10 protein-coding genes are annotated in these 13541 nt (G+C 63.2%); 7 read left to right on the top strand and 3 right to left on the bottom strand.

Annotated elements, in window-relative coordinates; all coding sequences use genetic code 11:
- Positions 1 to 13 precede the first annotated feature (13 nt).
- A complete protein-coding gene (locus J7548_RS16805) occupies positions 14 to 1495 on the bottom strand; it encodes a putative sulfate exporter family transporter (protein WP_290976597.1) in 1482 nt (493 codons plus the stop codon).
- A 427-nt stretch (positions 1496 to 1922) separates the two neighbouring features.
- Between J7548_RS16805 and J7548_RS16800 the strand changes: the two genes are divergently transcribed.
- The 7 genes from J7548_RS16800 to J7548_RS16770 all read left to right on the top strand — a co-directional run bounded on the left by J7548_RS16800 (position 1923) and on the right by J7548_RS16770 (position 9643).
- A complete protein-coding gene (locus J7548_RS16800) occupies positions 1923 to 2423 on the top strand; it encodes a rhodanese-like domain-containing protein (protein WP_290976594.1) in 501 nt (166 codons plus the stop codon).
- Positions 2424 to 2447: 24 nt separating this feature from the next.
- A complete protein-coding gene (gene epsC / locus J7548_RS16795; protein ID WP_290976591.1) occupies positions 2448 to 3368 on the top strand; it encodes a serine O-acetyltransferase EpsC in 921 nt (306 codons plus the stop codon).
- Between the two features lie 11 nt (positions 3369 to 3379).
- Positions 3380 to 3700 (top strand): helix-turn-helix transcriptional regulator, encoded by a 321-nt coding sequence (locus tag J7548_RS16790; protein WP_290976588.1) that lies wholly within the window; start codon positions 3380 to 3382, stop codon positions 3698 to 3700.
- A 79-nt stretch (positions 3701 to 3779) separates the two neighbouring features.
- On the top strand, positions 3780 to 4712 hold the full coding sequence (locus J7548_RS16785; RefSeq protein ID WP_290976585.1) for a family 2A encapsulin nanocompartment shell protein: 933 nt from the start codon (positions 3780 to 3782) through the stop codon (positions 4710 to 4712).
- A gap of 9 nt (positions 4713 to 4721) precedes the next feature.
- Positions 4722 to 6578 (top strand): family 2A encapsulin nanocompartment cargo protein cysteine desulfurase, encoded by a 1857-nt coding sequence (locus tag J7548_RS16780; RefSeq protein WP_290976691.1) that lies wholly within the window; start codon positions 4722 to 4724, stop codon positions 6576 to 6578.
- A gap of 252 nt (positions 6579 to 6830) precedes the next feature.
- Entirely contained in the window at positions 6831 to 8531 is a 1701-nt protein-coding gene (locus J7548_RS16775) for a methyl-accepting chemotaxis protein (protein ID WP_290976582.1), read from the top strand.
- Positions 8532 to 8734: 203 nt separating this feature from the next.
- Positions 8735 to 9643 carry a bestrophin family ion channel gene (locus tag J7548_RS16770; protein ID WP_290976580.1) on the top strand — a complete coding sequence of 303 codons (909 nt, stop codon included), beginning with the start codon at positions 8735 to 8737 and terminating at the stop codon, positions 9641 to 9643.
- Positions 9644 to 9743: 100 nt separating this feature from the next.
- Here J7548_RS16770 and J7548_RS16765 read toward each other — a convergent pair whose 3' ends face one another.
- Positions 9744 to 10706, bottom strand: a complete 963-nt coding sequence (locus J7548_RS16765; protein WP_290976578.1) for a Dyp-type peroxidase — start codon at positions 10704 to 10706, stop codon at positions 9744 to 9746.
- 169 nt (positions 10707 to 10875) lie between these two features.
- Entirely contained in the window at positions 10876 to 13476 is a 2601-nt protein-coding gene (locus tag J7548_RS16760; protein ID WP_290976575.1) for an EAL domain-containing protein, read from the bottom strand.
- Between the last annotated feature and the right edge of the window lie 65 nt (positions 13477 to 13541).

Raw genomic sequence — 13541 nt, 5'->3', positions numbered from 1 at the left:
CTTGCCCAGTTGTTCAATTGGCCAGCGGCGGTTTGACGCCACTGAAGAAAATCCATGACACCAGCAATCCGACCCAGATCACGAAGCCGAACAGGCTGAGCACATACACCGCCACCAGCTTGCCCAGGCCGTCTTCCCACAACTTGCGGAAATTGGACAGCACGCCGATCGAGAAGAAGGTCAGGATGAAAAAGATCACGCGGAAGGTATTGGCCACACCCACCGATGGCGTCAGCTTGGCCAGCGTCTCGGGCGTGCCGGAGGCGGCCAGCCAAAAACCGAGCAGGAAGGTCGCGACGAAACCGATGATGAACTTCGGGAAGCGCTCCCAGATTTCCGCCGCCCTGGCCCGCTGGCCCGGCTGGACGTTGATATGGTTGGTCCAGACATAGGCCAGGATGAAGGCCCAGATGCCGATGAAGACATCGATGAATACCTTGACCGTGGCCGTGGTGCCGAGGATCCATCCCGGCTGGTAATGGATGCCTTGAGCGGCATTCTTGGCCTGGATCAGCGCCTCGGCGATGCCGCCCGCGGCCACCGCCGCGCCATCGGTCTTGACCGCCAGTCCCAGCCACGCCGCCGCCACCAGCGGTTCATCCGACAGGAACAGCTGCGCCAGGAACGGCAATACCAGCACTTCGATCACCGCGAAAATCACCACCAGCGACGACACCAGCACCGGCACCGCGGGACGCGAGCGGATCGCACCGCCCGTGGCGATCGATGCCGCCACGCCGCAAATGGAAATGCCCGAAGCCAGCGGCGCCGCCCATTCGCGGCTGAAGCCGAACCATTTGCGGGCGACGAAGTAGACCACCGCCCAGTAGATCAGGTAAGCCTCGACGATGGCGGCCAATCCGCGCAGCAAGACCGAACTGGCCAGCGACAATTTGCCGGCGATGGTCACGGCGATGAAGCCGCCCAGAATCACGATGGCGATCTTGATGTACAACTCGGGGCGGATCGCCTCCTTGAGCCATTCGGCGAAACGGGGAAAGAAATTGCTGATGACCAGCCCCACGATCAAGGCCACCACGAAGCCGCCTTCATTGGTCAGGTGCAACGACCAGGCAATACCGAACTTTTGCTGGTCGGCCGGCGTCACTGCGGCCAGATAGGCATTGTTGCCGGCGAACCAACTCAGGTAAGCCAGCGCAAACACCACGGTAAAAGCCAGCGCGAAACGGCGCACGTTCAGCTTGAGCAAGAAGGCAGCGGCGGACAGCACCACCAGCAGCGCCGCATAGGTTGCCAGCAAGGCCCCGGCGCCGCCCCAGCCGGCATAGGACTTGGCAGTCGGCGCCAACGCTCCGGCCGGGTCGCTCCAGACCGCGGTCGACACTACCCATCCCAGTACATTTCCGCCCCCGAGTCCGGACAGCGCCAGCAAGAAAATCAGCAAGCCTATCCCCAGCGCCAGCCAGTCCTCGTTGAAGCGGGCCTGGTGGCCGGTCTGCGAATTGGCTGCGTTGGCAATCGTTGGATTCGACATATGACAAACACCTCCATGTAATCCGGAACGGGCCCGGATGATCGCGCTGCTGGCGCCGCTCCGTTGCTTCGATGACGGCCTCCGCGCAGGCGGCGGCCCGGATGTGCCTGCCTCCCCTCCTTTATGGCGCGGCAGCCGCCCGGTGTGAGGCGGCAGGCCAGGCCGGCAGTGCTATTGGCGATATAGGTTGGTGAAGTGGAGCAGACCTTGCCAACATACCGCGCCGCCGCCCTGTGCCAAACGAATCGATTCGCATAACCATGCGCAGCTTTTGCAATTGGAACGTCTCTCTTATGCGTTTTTCTTCTTTGCAGCCTCTCTTTTATTCGTTCGTTTTCTCGTGGCGCGGTTTTAGAGTTGCTCCATGAATTGCCGTCTATAACCACCAAATCCGGTGGTGGCGGCATCCGTATCAGGAGAACCCGACATGTCATCAAGCGCCACCCTCAGCACCGTCCCGGCCCAGCTTGCCGCTCCGCTCGAACTGCCCCAGGAACTCGCCGCCATCCGCGACCAGGCCATCGCCGCAGGCTTGCCCTACGCCGGCGGCGTCACGCCGCAAGCGGCATGGGAGCTGTTCTCGTCCGGCCGCGCCTTGCTGGTGGATGTACGTACGGCCGAAGAGCGCAAGTTCGTCGGCCACGTTCCCGGCAGCGCGCACGTCGCCTGGGCTACCGGCACCTCGCTGTCGCGCAATCCCCGTTTCGTACGCGAACTGGAAAGCAAGATCGGCGGCAAGGACGTGCCCACCCTGCTGCTGTGCCGCAGCGGCAAGCGTTCTGTCGCCGCCGCCGAAGCCGCCACCAAGGCCGGGCTGACCTGTGTGTTCAATGTGCTGGAAGGTTTCGAAGGCGAGATCGACCAGCAGCACCAGCGCGGCAAGGCCGACGGCTGGCGCTTCCATGACCTGCCCTGGGTGCAGGACTAAGCCCATCTTTATCACGAGGATCGCGTGGCCAATTTCGATATCCATCAGATCGTCCAGTCGCTGCATGAGGCGCGCCTGGACTGGCGTCTCTCGCAGCGGCGCAACAACGACGCCAACGGCCGCGAGTTCCCCTCGCGCGATGCGCTGGCTTCGATCGTCGATACCCTCAAGGGCGTGCTGTTCCCGATGCGACTGGGTCCGCCCGACCTGCGCCAGGAAAGCGAAAACTTCCACGTCGCCCACGCGCTCGACGCCGCCCTGCACAGCCTGCTGGAGCAAGCCCGGCTGGAACTGAAATACAGCGCCAGCCTGCAAAACAAACCCACGCCCGATCTCGACACCGAAGCCCTGAGCGTGACCCGCGCCTTCGCCGCTTCGCTGCCGGAGATCCGCAGCCTGCTCGATACCGACGTGCTGGCCGCCTACCACGGCGATCCGGCTGCGCGCAGCGTCGACGAGGTGCTGCTGTGCTATCCCGGTACGCTGGCGATGATCCACTACCGCCTGGCGCACCGCCTCTACCAGCTGGGCTTGCCGCTGCTGGCGCGCATCATCTCGGAACTGGCGCACAGCGCCACCGGCATCGATATCCACCCCGGCGCCAGTATCGGCGCGGGCTTCTTCATCGACCACGGTACCGGCGTGGTAATCGGCGAAACCACCATCATCGGCAACCACGTGCGCATCTACCAGGCCGTCACGCTGGGCGCCAAGCGCTTTCCCACCGATGCCCAGGGCAAGCTGGAAAAAGGCCATGCGCGCCATCCGGTGGTCGAAGACGGCGTCGTCATCTATGCCGGCGCCACCATCCTCGGCCGCATCACGCTGGGGCGCGGCGCGGTCATCGGCGGCAATGTCTGGCTGACCCACGACGTGCCGGCCGGCGCCCATATCTCGCAGGCGGCATCGCGCGAAGAAGGCGCCGCCCTCACCGCCGCGGCTTGACGGAGAAGACCATGAGCCAGCTCGCCGAACCGCAAGAAACACCCAGCCAGGATGAAGCGCTGCTCAGCGCGCTGGTGCAAAGCTTCGGCATCGGCGTACGCCAGCTGCGGCGCGCACGCGGCTGGTCGCAGGAGCGCCTGGCCGAGAACTCGAACCTGAACCGTTCCTACATCGGGGAAATCGAGCGCGGCACCGCGATCGCTTCGCTGGTGACCGTGGAAAAACTGGCCAATGCGCTGACCTTGTCGCCGTCCGAACTGGTCACGCGAGGAGAACACATCAGCCAGCAGAACCTGGTGCGCGGCCTGAAATTGATGGCTATAGCATGTTGAGCCATCCGCCCCCAGCCGCGACACTTTAAGTCGTTGTTTCACCCGCAACTTCCCCTAACCCACCCATATTGGAGTCCAAATGTCGGCAACAGTCGGCGGTACCACCGCACTCGGCGATAACGCAGCAAGGCAGCTAGCCAACGCCACCAAAACCGCCCCACAACTCGAAACCATCAGCCCGCGCTGGCTGACGCACCTGTTGCAATGGGTACCGGTGGAAGCCGGCATCTATCGCCTCAACAAGGTCAAGAACCCGGAGTCGATCAAGGTCACGTGCACCGCGCGCGAAGCAGAAAACCAGTTGCCGCGCACCTTCGTCGACTACGAGGAACAGCCGCGCGAGTATTTCCTGAACGCGGTCTCCACCGTCCTCGATGTGCATACCCGCGTCTCGGACCTGTACAGCAGCCCGCACGACCAGATCAAGGAACAGCTGCGCCTGACCATCGAGACCATCAAGGAAAACCAGGAAAGCGAACTGATCAACAACCCCGACTACGGCCTGCTGGCCCAGGTGACGGACGAGCAGCGCATCTTCCCGCTGACCGGCGCGCCGACCCCGGACGACCTCGACGAACTGCTGACCAAGGTCTGGAAAGAACCGGCCTTCTTCTTGGCGCACCCGCTGGCGATCGCCGCCTTCGGCCGCGAAGCCACCCGCCGCGGCACGCCGCCGCCGACCATCAGCCTGTTCGGTTCGCAGTTCATCACTTGGCGCGGCATCCCGCTGATCCCGTCGGACAAGGTGCCGGTGGCCGACGGCAAGAGCAAGATCCTGCTGCTGCGCGTGGGCGACAAGCGCCAGGGCGTGGTCGGCCTGTTCCAGCCGGGCCTGCCGGGCGAGCAAAGCCCGGGCCTGTCGGTGCGCTTCATGGGCATCAACAACCATGCGATCTCGTCGTACCTGATCTCGCTGTATTGCTCGCTGGCGGTGCTGACCAGCGATGCGCTGGCGGTGCTGGACGACGTCGAGATCAACAAGTACCACGACTATCCCGACACCTACAAATAAGAGGACTCAATAGTGGGCATCCCCTCTTCCGCTCCCACCGTGCTGGAGGCATCGGCGGCGCCGTTCGACCCGGCGCTGCTGGCACGCCTGGCCACGGAACTGTTCGCCGCGCCGCCGTTCGCGCCGCACGGCGTGCAGGCGCCGGCCAACATCGCGCCGCCGGCCTCGCCGCTGTCCGGCCCGGCCGGCTTCGGCCAGGGCGTGCCGGGCACCGCCATTCCCCAGGGACTGGCGCCCGGCCTGAACCTGACGCCGTCGTCGCCGCACCAGGTACTGTCGCTGGGCAACCGCGCGCCGTCGCTGGCGCCGGCCGCGCAAGCCGGCAACGGCGTGCCCGACAAGGCGCTGTCGGCCTTGCCGGCGTACGAGCCGCGCCTGGGCGGCGCCGTCACCGGCGTGCCGCAGTCGGTCTCGCCGCCGGCTGCCTTGCCTGCGGCCGATACCGGCTATTACTTCCTCAACGGCGGCCACGGCCATCCGTCGGCGGGTACGCCATCCGTCGCCGCGGCCCAACCGGCGCAGGCGGCAACTGCGCCGCAGTATTACTTCCTGCACGCGGTCGAACTGCCCAGCGGCTTCGTAACTCCGCCCAAGCAGGATCCGCACAACCGCGCGCCGCTGGCCGGCAGCGGCCGGCATCCTGCGTTCGACGTGCATGCGGTGCGGCGCGACTTCCCGATCCTGCAGGAGCGCGTCAACGGCCGCCAGCTGATCTGGTTCGACAACGCCGCCACCACCCACAAGCCGCAGTCGGTGATCGACCGCATCAGCGAGTTCTACCGCCGCGAAAACTCCAACATCCACCGCGCCGCGCATGAACTGGCCGCGCGCGCCACCGATGCCTACGAAGGCGCGCGCGAACGGGTGCGCGGCTTCATCAATGCGCCGGATGTGAACGAAGTCATCTTCGTGCGCGGCACCACCGAGGCCATCAACCTGGTGGCCAAGAGCTGGGGCAGCAAGCACGTCGGCGCCGGCGACGAAATCATCGTCTCGCACCTGGAGCACCATGCCAACATCGTCCCCTGGCAGCAATTGGCGGCCGAGAAAGGCGCGAAGCTGCGCGTGATTCCGGTGGACGATTCGGGGCAGGTATTGCTGGACGAATATGCCAAGCTGCTCAACGACCGCACCAGGATCGTGGCCGTCACGCAGGTCTCGAACGCGCTGGGCACGGTCACGCCGGTCAAGGAAATCGTCGAACTGGCGCATCGCGCCGGCGCCCGCGCGCTGGTGGACGGCGCGCAATCGGTATCGCACATGCGCACCGACGTGCAGGCGCTGGGAGCGGACTTCTTCGTGTTCTCCGGCCACAAGGTGTTCGGTCCGACCGGCATCGGCGTGGTGTGGGGCAAGCGCGAAGTGCTGGAGGACATGCCGCCCTGGCAAGGCGGCGGCAACATGATCGCCGACGTCACGTTCGAGAAGACCGTGTTCCAGCCCTTGCCCAACACCTTCGAAGCCGGCACCGGCAACATCGCCGACGCCGTCGGACTGGGTGCGGCGATCGACTACGTCAACCGCATCGGCATCGAGAACATCGCCAGCTATGAGCATGCGCTGCTGGAATACGGCATGCAGAAGCTGGGCGAGATCGACGGCGTGCGGCTGATCGGCACGGCCGCGCACAAGGCCAGCGTGATGTCCTTCGTGCTGGACGGCTATTCCACCGAGGAAGTCGGCAAGGCTCTCAACCAGGAAGGTATCGCGGTGCGCACCGGCCATCACTGCGCGCAACCGATCCTGCGCCGCTTCGGGGTGGAAACCACAGTACGCCCGTCACTGGCGTTCTACAACACCTTCGATGAAATCGACTGCCTGCTGGCGGTCGTCGGTCGCCTTAACGCCCAGCGCGGCAAGCGCTGAACGGGCAAAACCCGAAGTACGGCAGATGGCCATTGCAGCATCTACGGCCATCTGCCACCTCCCTCTCCTCCCTCTCCTCCTTCTGCCATAACACGCCAGACGCATTCCGCCTATTCCCCATATAGCAACAGCGATATTGCGCAAGCGGGAAAAAATATCGCACAATCAGCACAAAAAACATGCGCCATTAATGCTTGCCGCTTCGGCAATCACTATCCACCAAGCTTTTTCATGTTTTCAAAGGGGGAAACAATGCGCATAACAAACTTGAAGATCGGTACACGCCTGAGCATCGGCTTCGGATTCCTGGTCGTACTGCTGCTCGCCATGGCTGCATTTGGCACTTCGCGGCTATTCATGCTCAATTCTCAAATCGACGACGTCATCAACGACAAATATCCCAAGACCGTCCTGGCCAATGACATTATTGGCAATGTCAACCTGACCGCGCGCGCCTCGCGCAACATCTTGCTGATGAACGATCCCGGACAGATCGCCAAGGAAATCCAGGTAATCCAGGAGGCCAGCCGGAAGAACCAGGCCTCGATCGACAAGCTCGACAGCATGATCAGCGGGGAAAAGGGGCGCGCCCTGATGAAGGATGTCCAGGAAGCGCGCGCGAAATACAATGCCGGCCGTGAAGAGGTGCTCAAGCTGGCGCAGGCCGGCGCCAAGGACGAGGCCACCGCCGTGCTGCTGGAAAAGGTGCGACCCGTGCAATTGAACTACATGAACACGGTGGAAGCCTTGATCAAGCACCAGAACCAGCTGATGCATGAATCCGGCGAAGAGGCGAAGGACGAGTACCAGGAAGCGCGCAACCTGATGATCGCCCTGGGCACGCTGGCCATCGTGTTCGCCGCCCTGACGGCATGGCTGGTGACGCGCAGCATCACTTCGCCGCTCAACCGCGCCGTCAAGGTGGCCGAGACCGTGGCCGCCGGCGACCTGACGTCGCAGATCGACGCCAGCGGCCGGGACGAGACCGGGCAGCTGCTGCGCGCCTTGCGCACCATGAACGACAACCTCCTCAACATCGTCACCCAGGTCAGGGTCGGCACCGACACCATCTCCACGGCGTCGAGCCAGATCGCCGCCGGCAACCTCGACCTGTCAAGCCGCACGGAAGAACAGGCCAGCTCGCTGGAAGAAACCGCTTCGTCGATGGAGGAACTGACCGCCACCGTCAGGCAAAACGCTGAAAACGCACGCGAAGCGAACCAGCTCGCCATCTCCGCATCGGCCGTGGCGGTCGAGGGCGGCAACGTGGTCGGGCAGGTGGTCGACACGATGAGCGCCATCAACGAATCGTCGCGCAAGATCGTCGACATCATCGGCGTGATTGACGGCATCGCCTTCCAGACCAATATCCTGGCGCTCAACGCCGCGGTGGAAGCGGCGCGTGCCGGCGAGCAGGGCCGCGGCTTCGCGGTCGTGGCCAGCGAGGTGCGCACACTGGCGCAGCGCAGCGCCGCCGCGGCCAAGGAAATCAAGCAACTGATCGACGACTCGGTCGACAAGGTCGATTCCGGCAGCAAGCTGGTCGACCAGGCCGGCCAGACCATGAGCGAAGTGGTGGCCAGCGTCAAGCGCGTGACCGACATCGTCGGCGACATCACCGACGCCAGCCGCGAGCAAGGCGAAGGCATCGAACAGATCAACCAGGCGGTGACGCAGATGGACCAGGTGACGCAGCAAAACGCGGCGCTGGTCGAAGAAGCCGCGGCAGCCGCGCAGTCCTTGCAGCACCAGGCGTCCAACCTGTCCGAGATCGTCGGCGTGTTCAAGATCGACAACAACCGCCTGGCGCACGATGCGTCCTCGGCGCCAAAGCCATACGAACGCGACATCACGCCGAAGCTGCCGACGCTGGAAAGCCGGGCCGCACAGCGCCGCCCGGCGCCGGCGGTGGCGTCTACGGCTGCCGCCAAGGACGACTGGGAACAGTTCTGACGCTTCTCTCCCCAATGAGGGGGGAGGCAACCTTCCCCCCTCATTGCCTGACACCGGCATCATCCCGGCGAAGGCACAGATATTTGCTCGCAGGCCCACACCAATCGGCTAGTATCTGAAATTGCCTCACGTTTCCGATGGTGCCTTATCGTGTCTTGCCTGCCGCTTTCCCCGCCCGCCTTTGCCCCTGATGGAAGGTCATCATGATCATCCGCGACCGCCCGAATTTCCTGAAGATATTTTTCCTGCTGCAAGGCTCCATCGTCCCCAAGATCCTGCCGCAGATCCTGATCGTGGGTGTGCTGTCGGCCCTGGTGATGTTCGTACATTTCCATTGGCCGCACTTCCTGCCGATCTATGACGGCGGTCCGTTCGCGCTGCTCGGCATCGCCATCTCGGTGTTCCTCAGCTTCAGGAACAGCGCCTGCTACGAAAGGTGGTGGGAGGGACGCAAGCAATGGGGCGCGCTGGTCCACGCCTCGCGCAACCTGGCGCGCCAGACCGCCATCCTGCCGCCGCAGGACCGCCAGCACCTGCTGAACCTGGCCTGTGCCTTTTCGCATGCGCTGGTGCACCATCTGCGGCCGGGGCAAGAGGAAGCGGAAAAGGTGTCCGCCTTCCTGAGCCGGGAAGAAACCGAGCTCTGGCAAAAAAGCCGTTTCCCGCCCGACCTGATCGTCCGGCTGATGGGTAGCAAGCTGGCCGGGTTGCACCGGCAAGGCATCATCGGCGACATTCCCTATCAGATGCTGGATCGCACGATCGGGGATATCGCCGGCGTGCTGGCCGCCTGCGAGCGCATCCGCTCGACCCCGATACCGTTCCCCTACATGCTGCTGCTGAACCGCACGGCCTTCCTGTTCTGCCTGTGCATCCCCTTCGGTTTCGCCCATACCCTGGGCTGGGCCACGCCGTTCCCCACCATGCTGATCGCCTATACCTTCTTCGGGCTGGACAAGGTCGGCGACGAACTGGAAGACCCGTTTTCCATGCATGACAACGGCCTGCCGCTGTCCTTCCTGGCCAAGGTGATCGAGCTCAATATCCGGGAAGCGCTGGGCGAAGAAAACCTGCCGCCGCTGCCTGCCGCGCAGGGCTACATCCTGAGATAAGCGCAAAAGCGCAAAAAAAACCGGCCGGGAAGATGACTCCCCGGCCGGATTCGCTCAACCCGGATGACAATTCACGTCCCGCGCGGGACGACTCCGGAATTCAATCGTTGTCTTCGGGCTCAATCCCCGCGGCGGCCAAGGCATCCAAACTTGGCACGAAATAGACCGCGGAAGAAAGGGGACGGGAAAAATCCAGCAGCCGGTCGGTCTTTTTGACGCCGTCGGCGCCGACCCCGTACATCTGCTCCAGCATGCCCATCGTCACGGAAATATCGTTGCAGAAACCGACGAACATGATCCCCGATTCCCGCGCATTGCCGTAATTGGCGTTGCGCCGTACGATATCGATCTCTTCGCCGTTTCTCCGGAACTGGTTCCGGCCGACATGGGAATCCTCGGGCAGCGGCGACAGCTCATGGCTGCCGGCCTTGGTCCGCCCCCAGACGCCCTCGGCTTCATGCACGGAAAGCGCCTTCAACTTCTCCACTTCCATCATCCACTTCTGCACCAGCACCGTCGACCCGCCCGCCCCCGGCTGTCCGTCGGGAATGATCGCCACGCTGCTGGCGCGGAACGGGTTGGGATTGGCGACGCCGTCGGCGAAACCGTCGAACGTCACATTGTTATGGTAGGGGAAGCAGACTTGTTCGCTCACCAGCTCGGCGAAGGGGCGCAGCAGCGCCACCGCCTTGCTGGTGCTGTCATACAGCGTCGCCGCGCTCGATTGCGTGATCCAGACCCAAAGGTCCTGCTGGGTGGCGGGCGCCACCTTGCCGTTGATCCCGACCAAGTCCTTGCTGAAAGAGTGCAGGTTGTCCGGCACGCCTGCCGGGCACACCTCGCGCCACAGTTCCGGCCTGAAACCCAGGACCACATTGGCCGTTCCTCCGGCCAGCTCATGGTCCGGCGCCAGCGTCGGGTCGGTGATGCCGGTGATCCCCGCCTCCCACAGCTTGCCCAGCTCCTGGAACAGGGCCCGGATATCGACGCCCTCTTTCAGCGCAAACTGCAGATGCACCTCATCGCGGGCGACGACCGACAGCATTGTTTGTGGAATTGCCATTCTCTTGACCTCGTTTCACGCTTATCTTGTCAGGGCATAACATAACTTACCTGCGGCGAATCGCCTATCCCCGCCCAACTGTATCCTGCTTCCGGCGCGCCAGTTGTATCCAACCTGCGGCCTGGCTCCCATGATACCAAGCGGGAATCCACCCGGCCCAATGCCCGGTTCAGCGCCGGATGCGCACCGCCGCTTCCTCGCCCAACCCATCCATCCAGGTTCTGAGCTCGTCAAGCGGCATGGGGCGGGCGAACAGGTATCCCTGCACATATTCGCACCCCATCGCGCGCAATATCTCGGCCTGTTCCTCCGATTCGATCCCTTCCGCGACGCAACTGATCTCCAGCGACCTGGCGATGCCGACGATCGCGGGCAAGACCGCCGATGCCCGCCCTTTCTCGGTGGAGCGGACAATAAACGAACGGTCCAGCTTGACGCAATTGAAGTTGAAGTTATGCAAGGTGGACAGGGACGAATAGCCGGTCCCGAAATCGTCCAGGCACAATCCGAAGCCATAGCTCCCAAGGCGCCTGAATTGCTCCCGGATGTGGTTCGTGTCGTCGATCAGCAGGCTCTCGGTCAATTCCAGCGTGATGTATCGGGGCGGCAGGTCGTGCTCGATGACGACCTCCCTGATCTGCTCGAAGAAGTGGGCATGCATCATCTGGCGCGCCGACACATTCACATGCGCCGAAAAACCGTCCGGCAGCGCCCCCTCCGCACGCAGCGCGGCGATGTCCCGAACCACCTTGCGCAAGGCCTGCGAACCCAGCATGGCGATCCGTTCGCTGCGCTCGGCCAGGGGGATGAATTCCGACGGCGGCACCATGCCCAGGACCGGAGAGTTCCACCGCATCAGCGCTTCGACGCCATGCAGCGCCCCGCTGCGCAGGTCGCAGATCGGCTGGTAGAACATCATGAACTCTTCTTCGACAGCCGCCGAATCCATCGCCGCCAGCACGGCCTGGGTGCGCAACTCCTTCTCCAGCATCGATGGATGGAAGAACGCAAACCCCGGACCATTGGGAAGCTGGGCCGCGCGCAGCGCCAGCACGGCATTCGATACGGCGGCATCGAGCGAGGCCGGACGATCGTCGGCCCCGACGCTGACGCCGAAGCTGAGAAAGACGCGCACCTCTTCTTCTTCGCCCGTCGCCAGGATAAGCGACGCTTCCCGCTGCATCTTCCCGATGGCGGCCTGGTGCTCGCTTTGCTTTCCCAGCATCAGGATCACCAGCCGGCTTTCGCTGTAGCGATAGCAATAAACCCGGTCTTCCGGCATGCCCTCCCAGCACGACGCCAGCCTCTTGCACAGGCCTCGCCATAAAAGCCGTAGCGCCACGCGGTTGAGCGTGTCGGAAAGCTGGACGTAATTATTGATTTCCACCACGATCACGGTCGACTCCTGCCACGGCATCTTCTGCAGCAGGTTGGCGGCGCCGATCAGGCTGAGCTGGCCGCTTTCCTCGTCCTTGTCGACCCGCTCCCGCAGTTCGTGATAGAGGGAGTAAAGGCTGTTGGCCATTTTCTCGACCGCATCCTGGACCGACACGATTTCCTCGATCGCGCGCCCCTTCGGATACAGGCGCTCGAACTCCTGGGACGACACCACTTCCTTGAAAGCGACCTGTTTCGCCTGGTCGCGCAGCCGGATCAGGGGGAAGGTGATGCTTGAGCGGTACACCCGGATCAGCATATAGGCCCCCAGGATAATCAGCAGGAGGGCGAACCAGCTCAACCAGAAGAAATTATTGAAGACCGAAAACAGCGCGTCCCGGGAAGAAATGACGACCACCCGGAAACGCGAGAAATCGCTCTGGCTTTTTCCCAGTTCGCCGAGGGGCTTCTGGTAGATCAGGAACTTCCCCCGTGAATCGAGGCGGATGTTGATAAGCTGCTGTTTTTCCTCCAGCAGCAGATGCGCCAGGGCGGCTTCGCTGAATTTGACCTTCTTGTCCTCTTCTCCCAGGAAAAAATCCCTGTCGGCCTGGCCCAGCCGTTCCGACTTGAGCAGGACGCGGTTATTGTCGTCCAGGATGAACACGCCCGATATCAGCGATTGCTGGATGGCGGCATCCAGCAGCTTTTGCAACCTGTCGGTAGACAGATCGACCGCCAGGATCCCCTGTTCCTTGCCCGCGCGTCCCAGCGGGCAAGTGATGGAAGCGTTCCATTCGGCATCGCCTCCCAGGCTGAAATACACCGGCGAGACCTGGGGGCAATCGGATGTCGCATTCGCATACCAGGGCCTTTTCCTCGGATCGTACCCTTTGATCGTGGCCAGCAACTGCGCCCCGGCCAGGTCCGGACGGCGGTCGAAATGGTGCAGGCCGTGCTGGTGCAAGGCATCCTCGATATAGAAATCCATCGCGCCGTTGCCCTTGAGGTTGATGGAAACGAACTCCCCTTCCTTGTTGCCGAACTGGATGTAGGAAAACCTGGGCTCGGCGCCGTTTTCCCGCCTGGCCAGCGCTTCCAGGAACTGCGCCAGCTCGCGCAAGTCGCCATGCAGGCCGACCGGGGAATCCGTCAGCAGACCCTGCATCTGCCGGATGAAAATGCCGCCGGCCAGGTATTCCGACCTGAAGCCGTCCAGCACCCGGTTCACCTCGCGCTCAAGCAGCGGCTGGACCACCTTCTCTTCCAGGTCGCGCTCCAGCCAGAAAAAACCGGCGATGCCGAACAGCGCCAGTATCCCGATAAAGGAAATCAGCGCACCGACAATGAGGTGGCCGATTTTCCACTGGTGGTCCTTGCGCAAGAATTTCATTTCTCCCCCGAATTCCCGATACGCCCCAAGGCGCCGTTCCCCCCGGCGTGAATTCCGCAGCCATT

Origin of the sequence: Herbaspirillum sp. (genome assembly GCF_017744395.1) — a bacterium.
Lineage (GTDB): Bacteria > Pseudomonadota > Gammaproteobacteria > Burkholderiales > Burkholderiaceae_D > Herbaspirillum.
This window is presented reverse-complemented; position numbering and strand designations above follow the sequence as displayed.

Excerpts from the sequence above, each read along its gene's own strand:
- J7548_RS16805 (WP_290976597.1), bottom strand. The coding sequence starts at position 1,495 with ATGTCGAATCCAACGATTGCCAACGCAGCCAATTCGCAGACCGGCCAC.
- J7548_RS16760 (WP_290976575.1), bottom strand. The coding sequence starts at position 13,476 with ATGAAATTCTTGCGCAAGGACCACCAGTGGAAAATCGGCCACCTCATT.
- J7548_RS16800 (WP_290976594.1), top strand. The coding sequence starts at position 1,923 with ATGTCATCAAGCGCCACCCTCAGCACCGTCCCGGCCCAGCTTGCCGCT.
- J7548_RS16775 (WP_290976582.1), top strand. The coding sequence starts at position 6,831 with ATGCGCATAACAAACTTGAAGATCGGTACACGCCTGAGCATCGGCTTC.
- J7548_RS16770 (WP_290976580.1), top strand. The coding sequence starts at position 8,735 with ATGATCATCCGCGACCGCCCGAATTTCCTGAAGATATTTTTCCTGCTG.
- J7548_RS16790 (WP_290976588.1), top strand. The coding sequence starts at position 3,380 with ATGAGCCAGCTCGCCGAACCGCAAGAAACACCCAGCCAGGATGAAGCG.
- J7548_RS16765 (WP_290976578.1), bottom strand. The coding sequence starts at position 10,706 with ATGGCAATTCCACAAACAATGCTGTCGGTCGTCGCCCGCGATGAGGTG.
- J7548_RS16785 (WP_290976585.1), top strand. The coding sequence starts at position 3,780 with ATGTCGGCAACAGTCGGCGGTACCACCGCACTCGGCGATAACGCAGCA.